Annotated in this window: 12 protein-coding genes and 1 tRNA gene; 4 read left to right on the top strand and 9 right to left on the bottom strand. The window is 58.1% G+C overall.

Annotated features, from left to right (window positions below):
* Positions 1-25: 25 nt before the first annotated feature.
* The 4 genes from HUV30_RS00395 to HUV30_RS00380 form a co-directional block, all read right to left on the bottom strand.
* Positions 26-2194: a methyl-accepting chemotaxis protein gene (locus HUV30_RS00395; protein WP_174403426.1), complete on the bottom strand. Its 2169-nt coding sequence runs from the start codon at positions 2192-2194 to the stop codon at positions 26-28.
* Positions 2195-2432: 238 nt separating this feature from the next.
* Complete coding sequence (locus HUV30_RS00390; RefSeq protein ID WP_174403425.1) at positions 2433-3032, bottom strand: hypothetical protein; 600 nt, start codon at positions 3030-3032, stop codon at positions 2433-2435.
* A 17-nt stretch (positions 3033-3049) separates the two neighbouring features.
* The gene (locus HUV30_RS00385; RefSeq protein WP_174403424.1) at positions 3050-3538 is read right to left on the bottom strand and encodes an adenosine-specific kinase; all 489 of its coding nucleotides are present in this window, start codon (positions 3536-3538) and stop codon (positions 3050-3052) included.
* A gap of 480 nt (positions 3539-4018) precedes the next feature.
* Positions 4019-5854 carry a bifunctional lysophospholipid acyltransferase family protein/GNAT family N-acetyltransferase gene (locus HUV30_RS00380; protein ID WP_243452020.1) on the bottom strand — a complete coding sequence of 612 codons (1836 nt, stop codon included), beginning with the start codon at positions 5852-5854 and terminating at the stop codon, positions 4019-4021.
* A 328-nt stretch (positions 5855-6182) separates the two neighbouring features.
* Between HUV30_RS00380 and HUV30_RS00375 the strand changes: the two genes are divergently transcribed.
* Entirely contained in the window at positions 6183-6560 is a 378-nt protein-coding gene (locus HUV30_RS00375) for a TraR/DksA family transcriptional regulator (protein ID WP_174403423.1), read from the top strand.
* A gap of 287 nt (positions 6561-6847) precedes the next feature.
* A complete protein-coding gene (locus tag HUV30_RS00370; RefSeq protein ID WP_174403422.1) occupies positions 6848-8182 on the top strand; it encodes a transcription antitermination factor NusB in 1335 nt (444 codons plus the stop codon).
* Between the two features lie 535 nt (positions 8183-8717).
* On the opposite strand, the gene HUV30_RS00365 is transcribed toward HUV30_RS00370, so the two are convergent.
* The 5 genes from HUV30_RS00365 to HUV30_RS00345 all read right to left on the bottom strand — a co-directional run bounded on the left by HUV30_RS00365 (position 8718) and on the right by HUV30_RS00345 (position 14146).
* Positions 8718-8793, bottom strand: a tRNA-Lys gene (locus HUV30_RS00365).
* Between the two features lie 71 nt (positions 8794-8864).
* A complete protein-coding gene (gene serS, locus HUV30_RS00360) occupies positions 8865-10157 on the bottom strand; it encodes a serine--tRNA ligase (RefSeq protein WP_174403421.1) in 1293 nt (430 codons plus the stop codon).
* 185 nt (positions 10158-10342) lie between these two features.
* Positions 10343-10738, bottom strand: coding sequence for a hypothetical protein (locus tag HUV30_RS00355; RefSeq protein WP_174403420.1), 396 nt, complete (start codon positions 10736-10738; stop codon positions 10343-10345).
* Positions 10739-11004: 266 nt separating this feature from the next.
* The gene (locus HUV30_RS00350) at positions 11005-12225 is read right to left on the bottom strand and encodes an SO_0444 family Cu/Zn efflux transporter (RefSeq protein WP_174403419.1); all 1221 of its coding nucleotides are present in this window, start codon (positions 12223-12225) and stop codon (positions 11005-11007) included.
* 250 nt (positions 12226-12475) lie between these two features.
* Positions 12476-14146: an FG-GAP repeat domain-containing protein gene (locus HUV30_RS00345; RefSeq protein ID WP_174403418.1), complete on the bottom strand. Its 1671-nt coding sequence runs from the start codon at positions 14144-14146 to the stop codon at positions 12476-12478.
* Between the two features lie 328 nt (positions 14147-14474).
* On the opposite strand from HUV30_RS00345, the gene HUV30_RS00340 reads away from it, so the two are divergent.
* Entirely contained in the window at positions 14475-15137 is a 663-nt protein-coding gene (locus tag HUV30_RS00340; protein WP_174403417.1) for a GntR family transcriptional regulator, read from the top strand.
* Positions 15138-15183: 46 nt separating this feature from the next.
* Complete coding sequence (locus HUV30_RS18440; RefSeq protein WP_269890516.1) at positions 15184-15315, top strand: hypothetical protein; 132 nt, start codon at positions 15184-15186, stop codon at positions 15313-15315.
* The last annotated feature ends 87 nt before the right edge of the window (positions 15316-15402 follow it).

Genomic DNA, 15402 nt, shown 5'->3' with positions numbered 1-15402 from the left:
TTTGTTGTTTTGTCTGGCGGGTGGGTTATTGGGCTTCAAGCTCCGTGATGAGCTTGCGCAGCTCTGCGGCCTGCTCGCTCAGCTCGTTCATGGCGGCCTCTGCGAGGCGCATGGCCTGTGCGGTGTCGTCGGATATGCGGCTCACGTCGCCCACGGAATGGTTGATCTCTTCCGTTGCGGCGGACTGCTGCTCCGCTGCGGTGGCAATGGTGCGCACCTGATCCGATGCATCCAGCGCAAGCGCCACGATGCTGCCAAGCAGGTCTTCCGCTTTGCTCACACCGGCAACGGACTTGGCCAGCACGCCTTTGTTCTGGTCCATGCTGGAAAGGGTGCTGCGCACGGCATACTGAATGGCGTTGATGGACTGCCCCACTTCCTTGGTGGCGGTCATGGTCTTTTCCGCCAGCTTGCGCACTTCGTCGGCAACCACTGCAAAGCCGCGTCCGGCGTCGCCCGCACGGGCCGCTTCAATGGCGGCGTTCAGGGCAAGCAGGTTGGTCTGGTCGGCAATGTCCTCGATGGTCTGGGCAATGGCGCCGATACCGTCGGCCTGACGGCTCAGTTCGTCCACGGAACCATGGATGGACTGGAAGCCCTTTTCCACCTCGGATACGTCGTTGAGGACTATCTTGAACTGGTCAGAACCGGCTTCGGCGGCCTTGCGCGATTCTTCTGTCAGCGTGGAGGTGTTTTCGGCATTGCGGGCAATTTCCATGACCGAGGCGCTCAGCTCCTCGATGGAGGTGGCCGTCTCGCTCACGCGGGCGGACTGTTCTTCCGCTCCACGGCTGGATTCGTCTATCTGGGCGGCAAGCTTGTCAGAGGCGGAGGAGACGATCTCCACCACGCCGCGCAGACGCTGTGCGGCCTGATGCATGCCTTCGCGCTTGGCGCTTTCAGCTCTGCGGGTGGCTTCTTCCGCCACCAGTTTGGCCTGTTCAGCCGCCTGCGCGCTTGCCTCAGCCTGTTCGGTATGGCGCTCGGCCTCGTGCATCTTCTCTTTCAGTGTTGCCACCATGGAGAACATGGAGTTTTTGAGCTTGCCGAATTCGCTGTTGTAGGTGCCTGTTATCGTCGCATCAAGATTGCCCTGCGCAACCGAGGCCGAATAGTCGGCAAGGTTGAGAATGGGGCGGATGACCATGGCGTTGAGCACCATGAGAATGACGCCGGAGAGCACCAGCAGCGCGGCAATGGCCCCGATGGTGGTCATGGTGTTGGCCTTGGCGATGGCATAGACTTCTGCAAAGAGTTCGTCGTCCGGCACCACAACGCCGAGGCCCATGCCCGTGGGGGTTACGCTGTAGTAGACGGACTGGGAGCGGCCGTTGATTTCGGTGGTGAAGTGTGTGCGCTCGCCTGCCTTGAGCTGCAGCGCTTCCGCGACCTGATTGTAGAAGGGAAGCTGACTGGTGGGCTGGGTGACGAGGTCATCCTCTGCGGGGTAGGCGGTGATGAGTCCGCTGCGGGTATCAACAGCGAAGGCCTGTGACGATTCTGTGATGCGGATGTTGCCCACGACCTCTTTGAGGTTGTTCATGTTCAGGTCGAAGGTGGACATGCCCTCTATGCGGCCGTCCGGGCTGTACATGATGCCGCCCACGGTGATCATCAGCGACTTGGTGCCGCCGGTATCCAGATAGGGTGCCGACCAGTAAACCCGCGAATCGCGGCGTTTGTTGCGGTCCCAGTTTTTGGGAATGGCCTGCGTGTACCAGTCCTGATTGTGGTAATCATATTCCGGCGTGTTGTATTCCATGGTGAATACGGTCTTGCCGCCGTCCCAGTACACATAGGGGCCGAAATATTTTTTTTCTTCTGCAAAACGGTCGGGTTCGTACCACAGGCCACAGCCTATGGCATTGGGATACTTGGAGATGATTGAGGTGAGGTAGGCCTGCACCTGCGGGGCGATGTCTGTGCCGTTTGTCTGGGCGGCTGCGCGCTGGACAAGCTGTAAACCTTCACCGCCGGAGGCGATGTTGTCTGCAACATTTTCCATTACCGCCATGTAGGTGTTGATTTTTTCAGCTTCGGTGGCGATGCGGTTTTCTATGGCAACGCGGGCCTGCTGTTCATGCTGGACCTCCATTTTGCGGATGTTGCCAAGCAACAGCACGTATCCTGCGAGCGCCACCAGGATGGTTACGGCTATGAGAAATAGAATTTTGTACCGTACCGACAGGTTCATTGTACTTCCCCTCTGCTAATGATTCATAACCCCGCTAAGTTGGCATTTTTCGCCATATATAAATGTAGCGGTGTGATTGAGCAGACAGTTGCATGGTTGAATTTGTTTGTCACGAAAATTGTAAGGTTGAAAATGTCGCTATTTGTTCAAAAAACACAGGGCAGGCTGGTGCCTGCCCTGTAAATACAAGATGCGCTGTCTGTTATTGCTCATGTGGTGAGCGCGTTGCATGCTGCTGTCAGCCTTTCCGCCCCAAAGCAACACAGGCACCCTGTGCCGGAGCATTGGGAGTGTAGATGAATTCCATGTCCTTGAAGAACACGCCGCCGCATCCCGGACGGGTTGTCCATGTTTTCAGCCAGCGGGAGATGCGTTTTTCGCTGTCCATGCTGGAGGTGTGGAAGTACTGCACAGGGCGGGTATAGACGGTTTGACGGTCTATTCGGGCAAACATGTCTGCCAGCAGGTTTATCTCCCGCCACAGCGTTACCGGAGCAGCGTCCGCGGGGGTGAAGATGTCGTATATGCGGAAGTGCGGGTTACCCTGCTGCACGGGTATGAGCACGCCGTCCAGATGGATAGGGCAGCCGAGCTCTGCTTCTGCATGCTGCAGCACCAACTGGAATTCAGGGGTGAGGTGATCCAGTCCGGACATGCTCACGCCTTCTTCTGAAATGAACTCGCCGGTGCTGCTGTCCCACAGGACACGGGAGCCCATATACCGCGCACAATGCATGGTGCCGCCCAGATGCCCGCCCCGTCCGGCAAGAAAGGCGTCCAGATCGGTGGGGTACTGCATCTGCCGCAGGGGGCTTTTGGCCATGGTAGCAATCTGCATGGTCGGCAACCTGCTCTCTAGCCCTTGGCCTTGTAGCCGATCATGCGCAGAAAGCCCTTGCGCTTTTCAATGTCTGCCTCGGTTTCCACCCCTGCGGGGCTGAAGCCGTCGATAACGCCCATGACGCCGCGGCCCTGTTCGGTTTCCGCAACCACAACCTGCAGGGGGTTTGCGGTGCAGCAGAACAGGCGGACCACTTCAGGCACGGCCATGATGGTGTTCTTGATATTGATGGGGAACATGTCGCGCATGAAAATGAAGAAGGTGTGGCCTGCGCCCACGGCCTGTGCGTTCTTTTTTGCCAGTTCAATCAGGGCTTCGTCGGTGCCGCTCCAGCGGATGAGGCAGTCGCCGGAAGCTTCGCAGAAGGCGATACCGAATTTGGCGCCGGGCACAGCGCAGGTTATGGCTTCGTGAATGTCTTCCACGGTCTTTATGAAATGGGACTGGCCGAACATGAGGTTCAGGGCATCGGGATTTTCAACGGAAACAAGCTTCAGTTCCATGTGACCTCCGTTTCGCGAGGTTGATTCGCGAGTATTGCGTTATGTCGGGGCGGCGTTTGCCGCCCTGTCATTTTTGCCCGCGAAGCCGAAAAACCGCAAGGAAAAGCCGTTGCGCGCCACTATGGGAGCCTGATTGCGAAGCTGTAGAGTGCACGGAACGAGAGCGCGCCGAATGTGCCGGAACAATGCCCTTATGTATGGGGCAGAAATGTGCGCCAGAAAAGTACAACTGAAACGAGCGCTAAATTGTGCGCTAAAACAATCGCCCGAAACGCGTGCCGAAATGTGTGTCCGAAAAGGGCCTCCGGACCAGCCCCGCTCCGGCGGGGTATTCCGGAGCGGGGCCTGCATCCTTCCTGCCTTGCCGCATGGCGGCAAGAGTTTGTCGCGCAGGCCGGATGTTACCGGATGCTGCCGGATGCAGCCGGAAGCTGTCGGATGTTACCGGATACTGTCGGAACAATGGAGTAGACGCGGTGATTATCCGGCTGAAATGTCTTGCCGTGTTTCCTGCCCGTCCTGTTCATGAAGGCTGATGAATCGTGCTGCGGCTTCCTTGCCCATGTATCGGGCAAGCATGTTGGCGGGGGCCTGCGTGAGGTCTATGAGCAGAAAGGCATCGAGTGTGCCGAAGCTGCTGTCCACATGGAACGCGCCTATTCTGCCGCCCAGCTTCAGGTAGTGCTTAAAGAGGATTGGCAGGGTGCGCCCGTCTTCCATGTCCTTTACCAGCCCGTTCAGGCCGGAGAAGGACAGGTTCTCTATATTGATATCGTGGGTCACACCTTTGGGGGGCTTCAGCTTAGGCTGCTTGCGGCCAAGGACCATGGTGGCAAGCTCCCTGTCCGTATGGTGGGTGTCGAGATACCGCATGGTCGTGGAAAGGGTGTAGTGGTTGAACACCAGCGGCAGGCTGCACGGGCCGAAGAGATAGCGCAGTTTGGGGCGGCGCAGCACGAACTGGCCTATGCCCTTCCAGAGCAGCATGAGCGGGTTGTAGTCGCGCTGGTAGTCGGGGTGCACAATGGCGCGGCCCAGTTCCACGGAATCGCCGTATTTCGCGAAGAAGGGCTTTTTCAACTTGAACAGAGATGAGCAGTACAATCCCTTGGAGCCTGCCGTGGTGGTGAGCTTGCGCACCTGCCCCAATCTGTATGCTCCGGCTATCTGCTGGTCCGCATCATTCCACAGGATGATGTGGTTGTATTCATAATCGTATGGATCAAGATCGAGATCACGACCGGAGCCTTCGCCCACGGGGCGGAAGGTGGCTTCGCGCAGGCGGCCGAGTTCGTGGAGTATGTTGGGCATCTGAAAGGCCCGTGCCTCGAAGACGGTATAGCCGTTTTCGCGCAGCAGAATCTGTTCCTGCGGTAGCTCGTCCATCTCTATGAGCAGGCTCGCCTTGGGGCGCGCAAGGGCAATGGGCATAGGCTCCGGTGCCTTGCGCACAAAGGGCAGGGCAAATATGCGGCGTTCTTCGTGCTGGCGCATGGAGTAGCTGCGTACCCGCAGGTAGTTGGTGACATCGTCTTCCGAAGCAAGGCCGTGCTGGCCTGTCAGCAGGGAGGATGGGATGATCTTGCCTACACTGAGCTTAACCGAGGAGCCCTGCTTCTTCAGCAGCTCGCGGGGCAGCAGTGCGGTGCGCGCAAGCGGATGCATGAGGCCCATGAGGTTGAACATGATGCTGTTGCGGCCATGGAAGTAGAGGGGCAGCACATCCGCCCCTGTCTTGCGGATGATCCGGGCCACGTTCCTGTTCCATTGCGGGTCCATTATGCCGCGGTGGGCGGGCTGCAGGTGCGAGACCTCGCCGGAAGGAAATACCGCAAGGCTGTTGCCTGCGCCCACGTGGCTTATGGCGCTGCGCAGCCCCCTGATGTTCTTTGTGCGGGCATCGCGGGTATTGAAGGGGTCCACATCGATGACCACGTTTTTCAGTTCGGGGATGATGCCGAGCAGCGAGTTGGCAAGAAACTGCATGTCGGGCCGCACGGGCAGCAGCGTGGCCATGAGCACCAGCCCTTCCAGCGCGCCGAAGGGGTGGTTGGAGACGACCACCAGCGGGCCTGTTTTCGGGATGCTGTCAAATCCCTCGCCTTTCAGCTTGATGCTGACATCAAGAATATCCAGTGCCTCGCGTGCGAATGCCAGCGGGCAGGTGCGCTGTGTCATGCCGCTGTAGAGCGTGAACAGCCGGTGCAGCTTGGATATGTGCAGCAGCGGCATTTTGACAGGTGCAAGCAGGCGCTTTGTGGCGGGGGGAATGAAGTCGAGGTTCAGTGTGTTTTCCTGAAAAACCTGATCCAGCATACAGAGTACCTCGTGGCGGTTTTGCGGTTGCAGGTGCCGGCCATAGGGTCTGACGGCGGTTCTCCGCCAGTATGCCTGCCCGTGTATCTGTTTGGCCGTTTGCCATTGGCAGCCGGTCCGGATCACCTGATGCGCCAGATGTAGGCTGGCAATGTGTGCATTTGGTTAAGCGGCGGTGACAGTTGAGCGGCATTGAAGGATGAAGGGAAAATGTAACCGAACCGTTGCCGGAGTAGTGTGTTTTGTCACCGGAGCGTCATGTCCGGGGGCGGTTTTCATGGCATAGACACTGCCCATCGGAAACCATTTCACCCGTGAGGAGAATGCCATGACTGACAGTCAGCGTCGCGAGATAGAACGCCATCTGGAAGATACCCTTTCCGCCCTGCGTCTTCAGGATCGTACCGGCTCCGATCAGGATATGTATTGCGCCGATGAAAATGAATTTGCCTCCCGCCTGAGCGAACTGCGCATGAACGTGGCTTTACAGGCCCGCATCCGCAAGCAGATCAGGGCGGTGGAAGAGGCCCTGCACCGCATAGACGTGGCTGATTTCGGCATATGCGCCGAGTGCGGGGAAGATATTCCCGTGCAGCGTCTCAAGATCACTCCCACGGCCACGCTGTGTGTGCATTGCCAGCAGGAGCGGGACAGTGCGCCACGTCCTGCGGGCATGATGCATCCGACAATGGGCCTGAGCGCGTAGCCCGGGCATGAGCGTGTAGATTGGAGATGCACGTGTAGATTGGGCCTTTTGCGTATCAGCAGCCGGTAATGGCGGAATATGGATGGGCAGTGCGCAGCGCTTGCATATGAACGGGCAGGAGAAGGCCGATGCCGTCTTCCTGCATTTTTAGCATTGAGCTAATGTTCAACACCCTGTATGCAAGGCATCGGAACATTGCCGCCAAGAACCTGTTGTCAGGGCTGTGAGCGGTACTTCATATCTCACCGCAATCAGCGCCGGAGCATCCGGCATCAGGATACGCATCTGTGAACCCCAAGAAAAAAGACGTCCTTCTTCCTCCGGCCCGGGCCGTTGCCCTTGAATGTGTGAACGAGATTCTGGAACACGGTCAGGATTTGCAGGCCGCGCTGGACGCAAGATTGCGGAGCGTGCGCATTTCCATGGTGGATGCCGCCCTGTGTACGGAGCTTGTTTACGGGTACATGCGCCTGAAAGACAGGATTGCCGCGCTGCTCTCCCGTTTTCTCAAGGACGATTCCAAGCTGCCGAACAAGTGCCGCATAGCGATGGGGCTTGCCGCGTATGAAATGCTGTATCTTGACCGTATCCCTGTCTACGCTTCCGTGGACTGGTGTGTGAACTACGTGAAGCGTCAGTTCTCGCAGGGGCTGGGCAAGCTGGTGAACGCCGTACTGCGCAACCTCGACCGCATGGGCGGCGAAGCGCATGACATGCAGGCCCTGACTGCTGGCATGCCGCGTTCGAAGCAGCTGGCCGTGTGGTATTCCTGCCCTGAATGGATCGTGCAGATGTGGCTTGCCGCGTATGGCGAAGAAAATACGCTCGCCTACCTGACGGCGGGAATTTCTTCTGCGCCAGTGGGCCTGCGTGTGAACCGCACCAAGCCGGGTGCCGATACTCTGATTGAAGAACTTGCGGCGCATCCCGATTGTCTCAAGCGCAATGGCTACTCGTTGCTGTTCCCTGCCGGTGCTGCGCCCGTGGGCATGAAATCCATGCTTTCGGAAGGGCAGATATCCCGTCAGTCGTTTGCCTCGCAGGAAGTGCTTGCCGTGACTGAGCCGGAAAAGTGGCAGGGTCCTGTGTGGGATTGCTGCTGCGGCCGCGGCGGCAAGACTATCGCCCTGCTTGAGGCGGGAGTGCCTGTGCGTTATGCCAGCGACACCTCCCGCGAGCGCCTGCGCGGTATGCGCGAAGAACTGGAGCGGCTCGGCATTGAACCGCCGTTCTCGCTGCTCCGTTCTGCTGCCGACCCTGTTGCTCCGGAAGTATGGGAAGAAGTGGGCGAAGTCGCATTCCGTACCATTCTTGCCGATGTGCCGTGTTCCGGTCTGGGCACGCTTTCCCGTCGGCCGGATGCCCGCTATCACCGCACACCTGAAGGCGTGCGCGACCTTATCGCCACGCAGGCGGCCATTCTTGACAATATCGCAGGCCATCTCGCTCCGGGGGGCAGGTTGATCTATGTGACCTGCACCGTGAACCCCGACGAGAACGAGCGCCAGATAGCCGCCTTCCTTGAGCGGACAGAAGGCATACGGCTGGAGCGTGAATGGCAGAGCCCGCAGGATTCGCCCTACATGGAATTTTTCTACGCGGCCATGCTGCGCAGGGCGTAGGCCGCTTCAGGCACCCCGCGCCGCTGCCCCAGTGTGGCAGGTGAGGGAGGCCGGAGAAATGGTTTTGGGGGAGCTTCAGAGAAATGAACTCATTTGAAAATAATTCTCATTATCACCTTGCCAATCGGTCAGGGGTGTTTATACTTAAAGGCATGACTAGGTTTCATTAACGAACTAATCAGGGAGGTTCTCCCATGCCCAATATGGATTACCCCGGCCCGTGCACAAATTGTGTGGGCGATAACGAATGTGTAATCGAGCATGATCTTCTCAATGACTTGATTACGTTAGAGGATGTGAAGGACGAATAAGTCCTTCCGGAACGAACGATGAAGGACCTTCAGACCGCCCCGTAGCCTCGGCTGCGGGGCGGCTTTTTTGCGTGGAGAAGGGGGGCTCTCTTGCTGCCGGAGTTGCCGGTTGTGCATAGGCATTGGCAAGCTTGGCAGGCATTGAGAGGTGGGGGGCTTGCCCGCACGTCTATGAGAACAGAAAAAGCGGTTAGCCTGTTTAAGGCTAACCGCTTGTGTTCACATGGTGGGTCGTGCGGGGCTCGAACCTGCGACTCTCTGCTTAAAAGGCAGATACTCTACCGACTGAGTTAACGACCCATGCGAGGGGGCATGTATATAGAGATCTCACTGCCCTTGTCAACCCGGAATCGGGTGGGCAGTGAAAATTTCTATCTGCCGGCCGCCATGTCGGGGGTAATCACTTCGATTCCGCCCATGTAAGGACGCAGCGCTTCGGGTATGACTATGCTGCCGTCCTCCTGCTGGTAGTTCTCCAGAATGGCCACAATGGTACGGCCCGTGGGCAGGCCGGAACCGTTCAGGGTGTGCACGAATTCGGGCTTCTTGGCACCTTCGCGCTTGAAGCGCAGGTTGGCGCGGCGGGCCTGGAAGTCGGTGCAGTTGGAGCAGGAAGAGATTTCGCGGTACTTGTCCTGACCGGGCAGCCACACTTCAATGTCATAGGTCTTGGCGGCAGAGAAGCCCATGTCGCCGGAGCACAGGGTAACCACACGGTAATGCAGGCCAAGGCGCTGCAGCAGGGCTTCCGCATGCTGGCGCATGAGTTCGAGCTGCTCGAAGGAATTGTCAGGGTGCGCAAGGCGTACCATTTCCACCTTGGTGAACTGGTGCTGGCGGATGAGCCCCTTGGTGTCCTTGCCGTAGCTGCCTGCCTCTGAGCGGAAACACTGGGTCTGCGCGGTAAAGGCGTAGGGCAGATCAGCCTCGTTGAGCTGTTCGCCGCTGAGCAGGTTGGTCAGCGGCACCTCTGCCGTGGGGATGAGGTAGAAATCTTTGTAGTTCAGCTTGAACAGGTCTTCCTCAAACTTGGGAAGCTGGCCCGTGCCGGTCATGGTGGCGCTGTTCACGATGGCGGGCGGACACATTTCGGTGTACCCGTGTTCGCGGGTCTGGATGTCGAGGAAGAAGTTCACCAGAGCGCGCTCAAGGCGGGCAGCCCAGCCCCACAGCACGGTGAAGCGCGAACCGGCCAGCTTTGCACCGCGTTCGAAATCAAGGCCGCCGAGCTGCTCTGCAATTTCCCAGTGTTCTTTGGGCTTGAAGCTGAATTCGGGCTTGGTGCCCCACTTGTGCAGCTCTGCGTTGTCGTTTTCGTCGGCCCCTTCGGGTACGGATTCATGCGGCATGTTGGGCACGGAAATCAGCCATTCGTTCACCTTGGCGACGATTTCTTCGGCTTCAACGTCCAGCGTCTTGATGCGGTCGGACAGGTTGCCCAGTTCGGCGATGCGGTCGGAAGCGTCGCCCCCGGAGCGCTTGATCTTTGCGACCTCTTCGGATGCCTTGTTGCGTTCGCCTTTCAGCGCTTCCACTTCGCTGAGCAGGGAACGGCGGCGTCCGTCCAGTGTGAGAAATTCACTCACGTCTATCTTGGAATGCCGCTTTTTCAGGGCATTGATGATGATCTCGGGGTCTCTTTGAATAAGCTTGAGGTCGAGCATGAAACGCATCTCCTTACATTGATGTGCAACTAGGGAGAATAGCTGTGCGGGCGACAAGCGTCAACATGCCGATGCGTAAAGCAATGCGCAGGGAAGCTGAAAGGGGGACGGCAAAATGCGTCCTGCCGCAGCAGATGTGCGAAAGGGGCGGGCTTGCGGTGCGCCCGCGTGTCCGGAAACGGCCGCTAGCTCTGGCCTGCCGCCAGTTCGGAAGGGGTCTGGAAGGCTTCCGGATGAAACTCGCGCAGGTAGTCCACAAGCTTTTCGTATTCGTGGAACTGGATAAGCTCCACAGGTTCATCGGGGGTATAATATCCCACCCAGACAGGAGCCAGCAGCGAGCGGGGCCACGATGAAATGGATTCATCCGCAACCCACACGTTCACCGTCATGCCTTTGTACATGGTGGGGCGTGTAAAACCGGGGTTGCCCGTGGGCGTCAGGGCCATGGCGTAGCCGAGAGCCAGCATGATGCGCTGTACCCGGTCATGCGGCGGGCCGCTGTCCGATACTTTGCGCAGTCGGGCTCGAAAGGCATCCGTAAGGGCATTGAACTGTGCTTCGGTATGCGTGTGTGCCATATGGTTCTCCGTCAGTGCCTTGTTGCACTTTCCGCAGGGCGGAAAGTGATCAGACATAAGGTGGTGTCACGCCGCAACGTATGCGGCAACAGTAAATACTTTTTTACCCATACTACAAATATGGGCGAGTAGTGACACGGTGTCAACCAGATTACCGTTGTTTTTCTTTCCGATTCATCAAAAGAGAGCTGCCGTGCGCAATGGAAAACGGGGTGCAAAGGCAACGCGCCTTTGTACCCCGTATGCTGCGGAGACGAAGAAGGGTATCAGCTGCAGGAGCAGCCATGGGAATGGCATGCATGGCCGTGCTGACGGTTCAGACGGCTGAGAACCATCTGCCGCGCCACAAGGCCGATGAGCACCAGCGCGGAGATGACGGCGATAATGCCGTGCCCCTGTTCTTCTGTAGCCTGCACCCAGTTGCTTACTGAGAATCCGAGCACGCTGTATACCTGATTGACAGCCAGCCCCAGCAATACGGACACTACGGCAATGCTGGCCACGTACACGGCGGCAACGCGCTTGCCCAGCATGCGCGAAACCACGGTTATGGTCGCGGCGTTTGTTGCAGGGCCTGCCAGAAGGAAGACCAGCGCCGCGCCCGGCGAAAGCCCCTTCAGGGCGAGAGCGGCGGCGATGGGGGTGGATGCGGTGGCACATACATACATGGGTACACCCACCACAACCATGAGAATCATGCCGAACAGGCCGTCGCCCACATATTCCTCAATAAAGGATATGGGGAGGAAGGTCGTGATGAGTGCGGCAATAAAAATACCGATGATCAGCCACTTGCCTATGTCGGCGATAAGCTCGCCAAAGGCGAACTGCATGCCCTTGCGGAAACGGTCCATGAAAGAAGCCGGACCGTCTGCCGGGGTGTCGGAAGGGGCAGAGGTCGAGCAACTGCCGCTGCTGCAACCGCATCCGTGGTCGTGTCCGCCCATGTGCACGGCCTGCGCAGGGTCAAATGCCTGCAGGGGAGCAGTGCCAAGGGGCTTGGCGGAATGTGCGGCCGGTGTGGTGGCATCTGCAGAGGGGGCTGCGGAGGGCGCGGGCTTTGCCTCATCGCGTTCCGCAGGCAGGGCATCCACCAGAAGGCCTGCGGTAATGGCGGAAATGAACGCGGCCAGCGGGCGAAGAACCGTCATTATCGGGTCCAGCAGGGCGTAGGTAACGGCGATGGAATCCACGCCTGTTTCCGGCGTCGAAATAAGAAATGAGGTCGTCGCGCCTTTGCTCGCACCCTGTGTGCGCAAACCGGCAGCAGCGGGAATGACTCCGCAGGAACACAGCGGCAGAGGAATGCCGAAAAGGGCCGCCTTGAAGACCGGTGCCCGTTTGCCCTTGCCAAGATGACGGGCGACAAAGTCTGCGGGCAGAAAGCCCTTGAGCAGGCCCGCAACAAAGAAACCGAACAGCACGTAGGGAGAGGCTTCGAGAAGAATGTCCCACACTGCGGCTAAATAGGTGGTAATGATATCCATGCTGGATGCTTCCTTCCTCCGACTGCTTCATGATGGCAGGGAGCGAATGTGGTTTACATATGAACAACTGTTCATATGTTAGCTATGACGAAAAGCTCTTCAGGTCAAGAGGCGGAAGCGGAAAAGTGGCGGACAATGGGCTCCGGTGAGTTCTTTCACCGGAGCCCCTTTTGTATCTCTCTAAATTGTCAGATGTTTTTGCAGGTGAGCCGGTCTGTATGCGGACCGGACGACAGCATCATCTGCAGCCTTATCGGTGGAAATAGATGTAGTTGCCGAGGTCGCAGTTCCAGTTGGTGTAGACCACATCCAGCTTTTCCGACCACGAATAGTTCACGGAAATGGTGCTGTTCTGCGGCACGGGTTTGTAGATGGATATCCAGTTGCGGCCGGGAACAAAGGTATATTGCTTGCCGGCCGCGAGCTGCACACCGTTCACCCGCACCCAGTTGACGGAGGCTATGACCTGCTGCGGCAGATAGACAACGGATTGTCCGGTCTGGGTGTCGCTCCAGTTTTCATTGCTTACTGTCAGGTTCATGGTTGCGGATTGTTCCTGTCGCCGGTCGAGGTCGGCCACCTGAATGACTTCTATGATGGACGTGGCGTCGGACTGCCATACGGGAGTCTCGGTGAACAGGCCGCCGTTGCCCTGATAGATGAGCAGCCTGCCGTTCAGGTCGTTGAAGCCAGGCGTGTTCCAGCGGTGGGTGAGCATGTCGAGGTTGTTGTCGCCGTCAACATCCGAGAGGCGCACGCCGCTGCCCCAGTCGCCGTATTTGGACTGCCAGTTGGGTACGCTGTTGTGCGGGGCATATTGGACAACAAAGGGGGAGAGGAAGCGATAGAGCGAGAAACCACCCCGGCCCTGACCCATGTAGCTGTTGGATGAGGCAGCAATGGAAAAGACCGGCTTTTCAAGTGACTCCGGCAAGGTCATGGAGGCGGCATAGTCAAAGCCGTTGCCGTAGTAGTTGGCGTCCACGCTCATCCAGCCGGGGGTGTTGAGAATGCCGCCCTGTCCGCCTTTCTGCATGCCCAGGTAAATGCGTATGGGGGCGGACTGGAAGATCACGTCCATGAGGCCGTCGTAGTTCACATCGGCAAAGTCCACGGCCATGGCAACAAAGCTTTCGCTGGTTGTCCATATGGCATCCCTGGAGAATTTTCCGCCGTTATTGATGTATATGCGCCCCGGCGTGACAAAGGGCGGTTCCTGTGTTCCGCCGGTTGCCGTTTTCTGAGAAGCGGCTCTGAGGCGGGCAGCCTGCGTTCCCTCATGCCGGGCGAACGCTTTGCCGCTTCCGCAGGTCTGGGTGGCAAAGCTTTCCACCTCGGGGATGGGCTCGCCGCCTGCCACGGCAAGGTCAAGATCGCCGTCGCCGTCGATGTCTCCCAATGCGCAGCCATAGGAAGGGTAGCCGGTGTCGGTGAACGAGGGATCCGCCATCAGGTAGTTGGGCGGGCCGTAATTGTAATAGACCTTCACTCCGCCGCCCTCGTATGCCAGATCTTTGCCGAGAAAGACGGAAACGGCCAGATCCGGCCATCCGTTGCCGTCAATATCGCCCACGGCAATGGTGCCGTGATGGTCCTTGTCGGCCGATACCCAGCCCGGATTGGGCGATATGTTGTTGTTGCCGTAGTTGAAATAGACAACCACGTTCTGGTTGTCCTTGTCGTTGCCGGCAGAAACCACAAGGTCGGGATACCCGTTGCGGTCAATGTCGGCGAGCACGAGACCGGTTCCCCATTGGCCTCCGTCACCCAGTGCAAAGGGGTTGGTGGCAAAGTCCGGTGTCGTGGCATACGGCACTGCCATGCCTGCCTGCCCTGTGGTTCTGGGCGTGCATCCTGCCATGGCAAGCAGGGTTGCGCAGGCAAGGGTGAAAAGTGAAACCGTGAACACGCTGTGTCTCATGGAGCCTCCTGTGGCGCAGCCGCGCCGGAAAGGGATACGCGGAACCTGTCGGAAGAACATTTGCCCAGACATAGACGAATCTATGGTTTGAGGCAATGCAGCGGCAAACAATCTGCCGTATGAGTCCGTATGCGGGGGCAGGTCTGCAGATGCGTTGCACAGGCAGGGAAGAAGCACGGCATATGCCGTTTTTCAGGCGGGAGAATGGGTCTTGCAGGGCGGACGCGAACGATTTTTCCATGCAGGTTGATATTCAAGGCACTCTGCCTGTATACTCACGCATCGACGGCGGGGAGAACATGGTTCTTCTGCCGGAACAGGAACATGCATGATTCAAAAAAGTACATATTCTGAGCAGGTTGTAGAGTACCTCAAGGACAAGATCCTGAACGGCGAAATTCAGTCCGGCCAGCGCATCAAGGAAAGCGTGGTTGCGGCGGAGCTGCAGATCAGTCGCGCCCCCGTGCGCGAAGCGCTGCTGGAACTGATGCGTGAGGGCATTGTGGTGTCGCGTCCGCAGGTCGGCAAGTCCGTGGTTTCTCTCACCGCCAAGCAGATTCTGGACAGCTACGTGCTGGGCGGCGTGCTGGAAGGCTTCGGCATTGCCCAGACCATAGAGCAGTTTTCAGAAGGGGATTTTGACCGGCTGACCGAAATCGTCGAAAAAATGGGCGAAATTGCTGCCGGTTCCCGCGATCTGAACGAACTGACCCGTCTGGACCACGAATTTCATAACACCCTGTTCGCCAAGGTGGATAACGAACTGCTGGTGGAGTTTTCCCAGCGGTCCAGCAGGCGGGTAACGCACTTTCTGCTCAGCCACCACCTGAAGGCCCTGTATGCGCCGGAAATCATCTACAAGCGCCACAAGGCACTGCTTGCAGTGCTCACGACAGGCGACGGCGCGGCCATAGAACAGCACATGCGCAACCACTATCGCGAGACCGGCGAGCTTATGGCTCAGTACGGGTCGGATGTGTTTGCGGGATAGAATGTAGTTTTCAGCTCCTTTTCATCCTCAATAAAAGGAGAGCCCCATGAGTACATGGAAAAAGATCATCTGTGTCATCATGATGATCCTCATGGCTGCCGTTGCGGTGGCTCCTCTGGCCGGTTGCAAGCACAAGGCCAAGGGCGAGTATACCGTAGGCACCGAAAAGACCGGTTAACATGCCGGTGCATCGGCCGGGCCTGGACCGTCAAGTCTGGGCCAGTCGAGTCTGGGCCAGCTGCGTCTGAATGCGTTGAGAGAGATG

The sequence above is a fragment of the Desulfovibrio subterraneus genome (assembly GCF_013340285.1).
GTDB lineage: Bacteria > Desulfobacterota > Desulfovibrionia > Desulfovibrionales > Desulfovibrionaceae > Halodesulfovibrio > Halodesulfovibrio subterraneus.
Note: the sequence above shows the minus strand (reverse complement) of the source record. Positions and strands in the feature narration are given on the sequence as shown.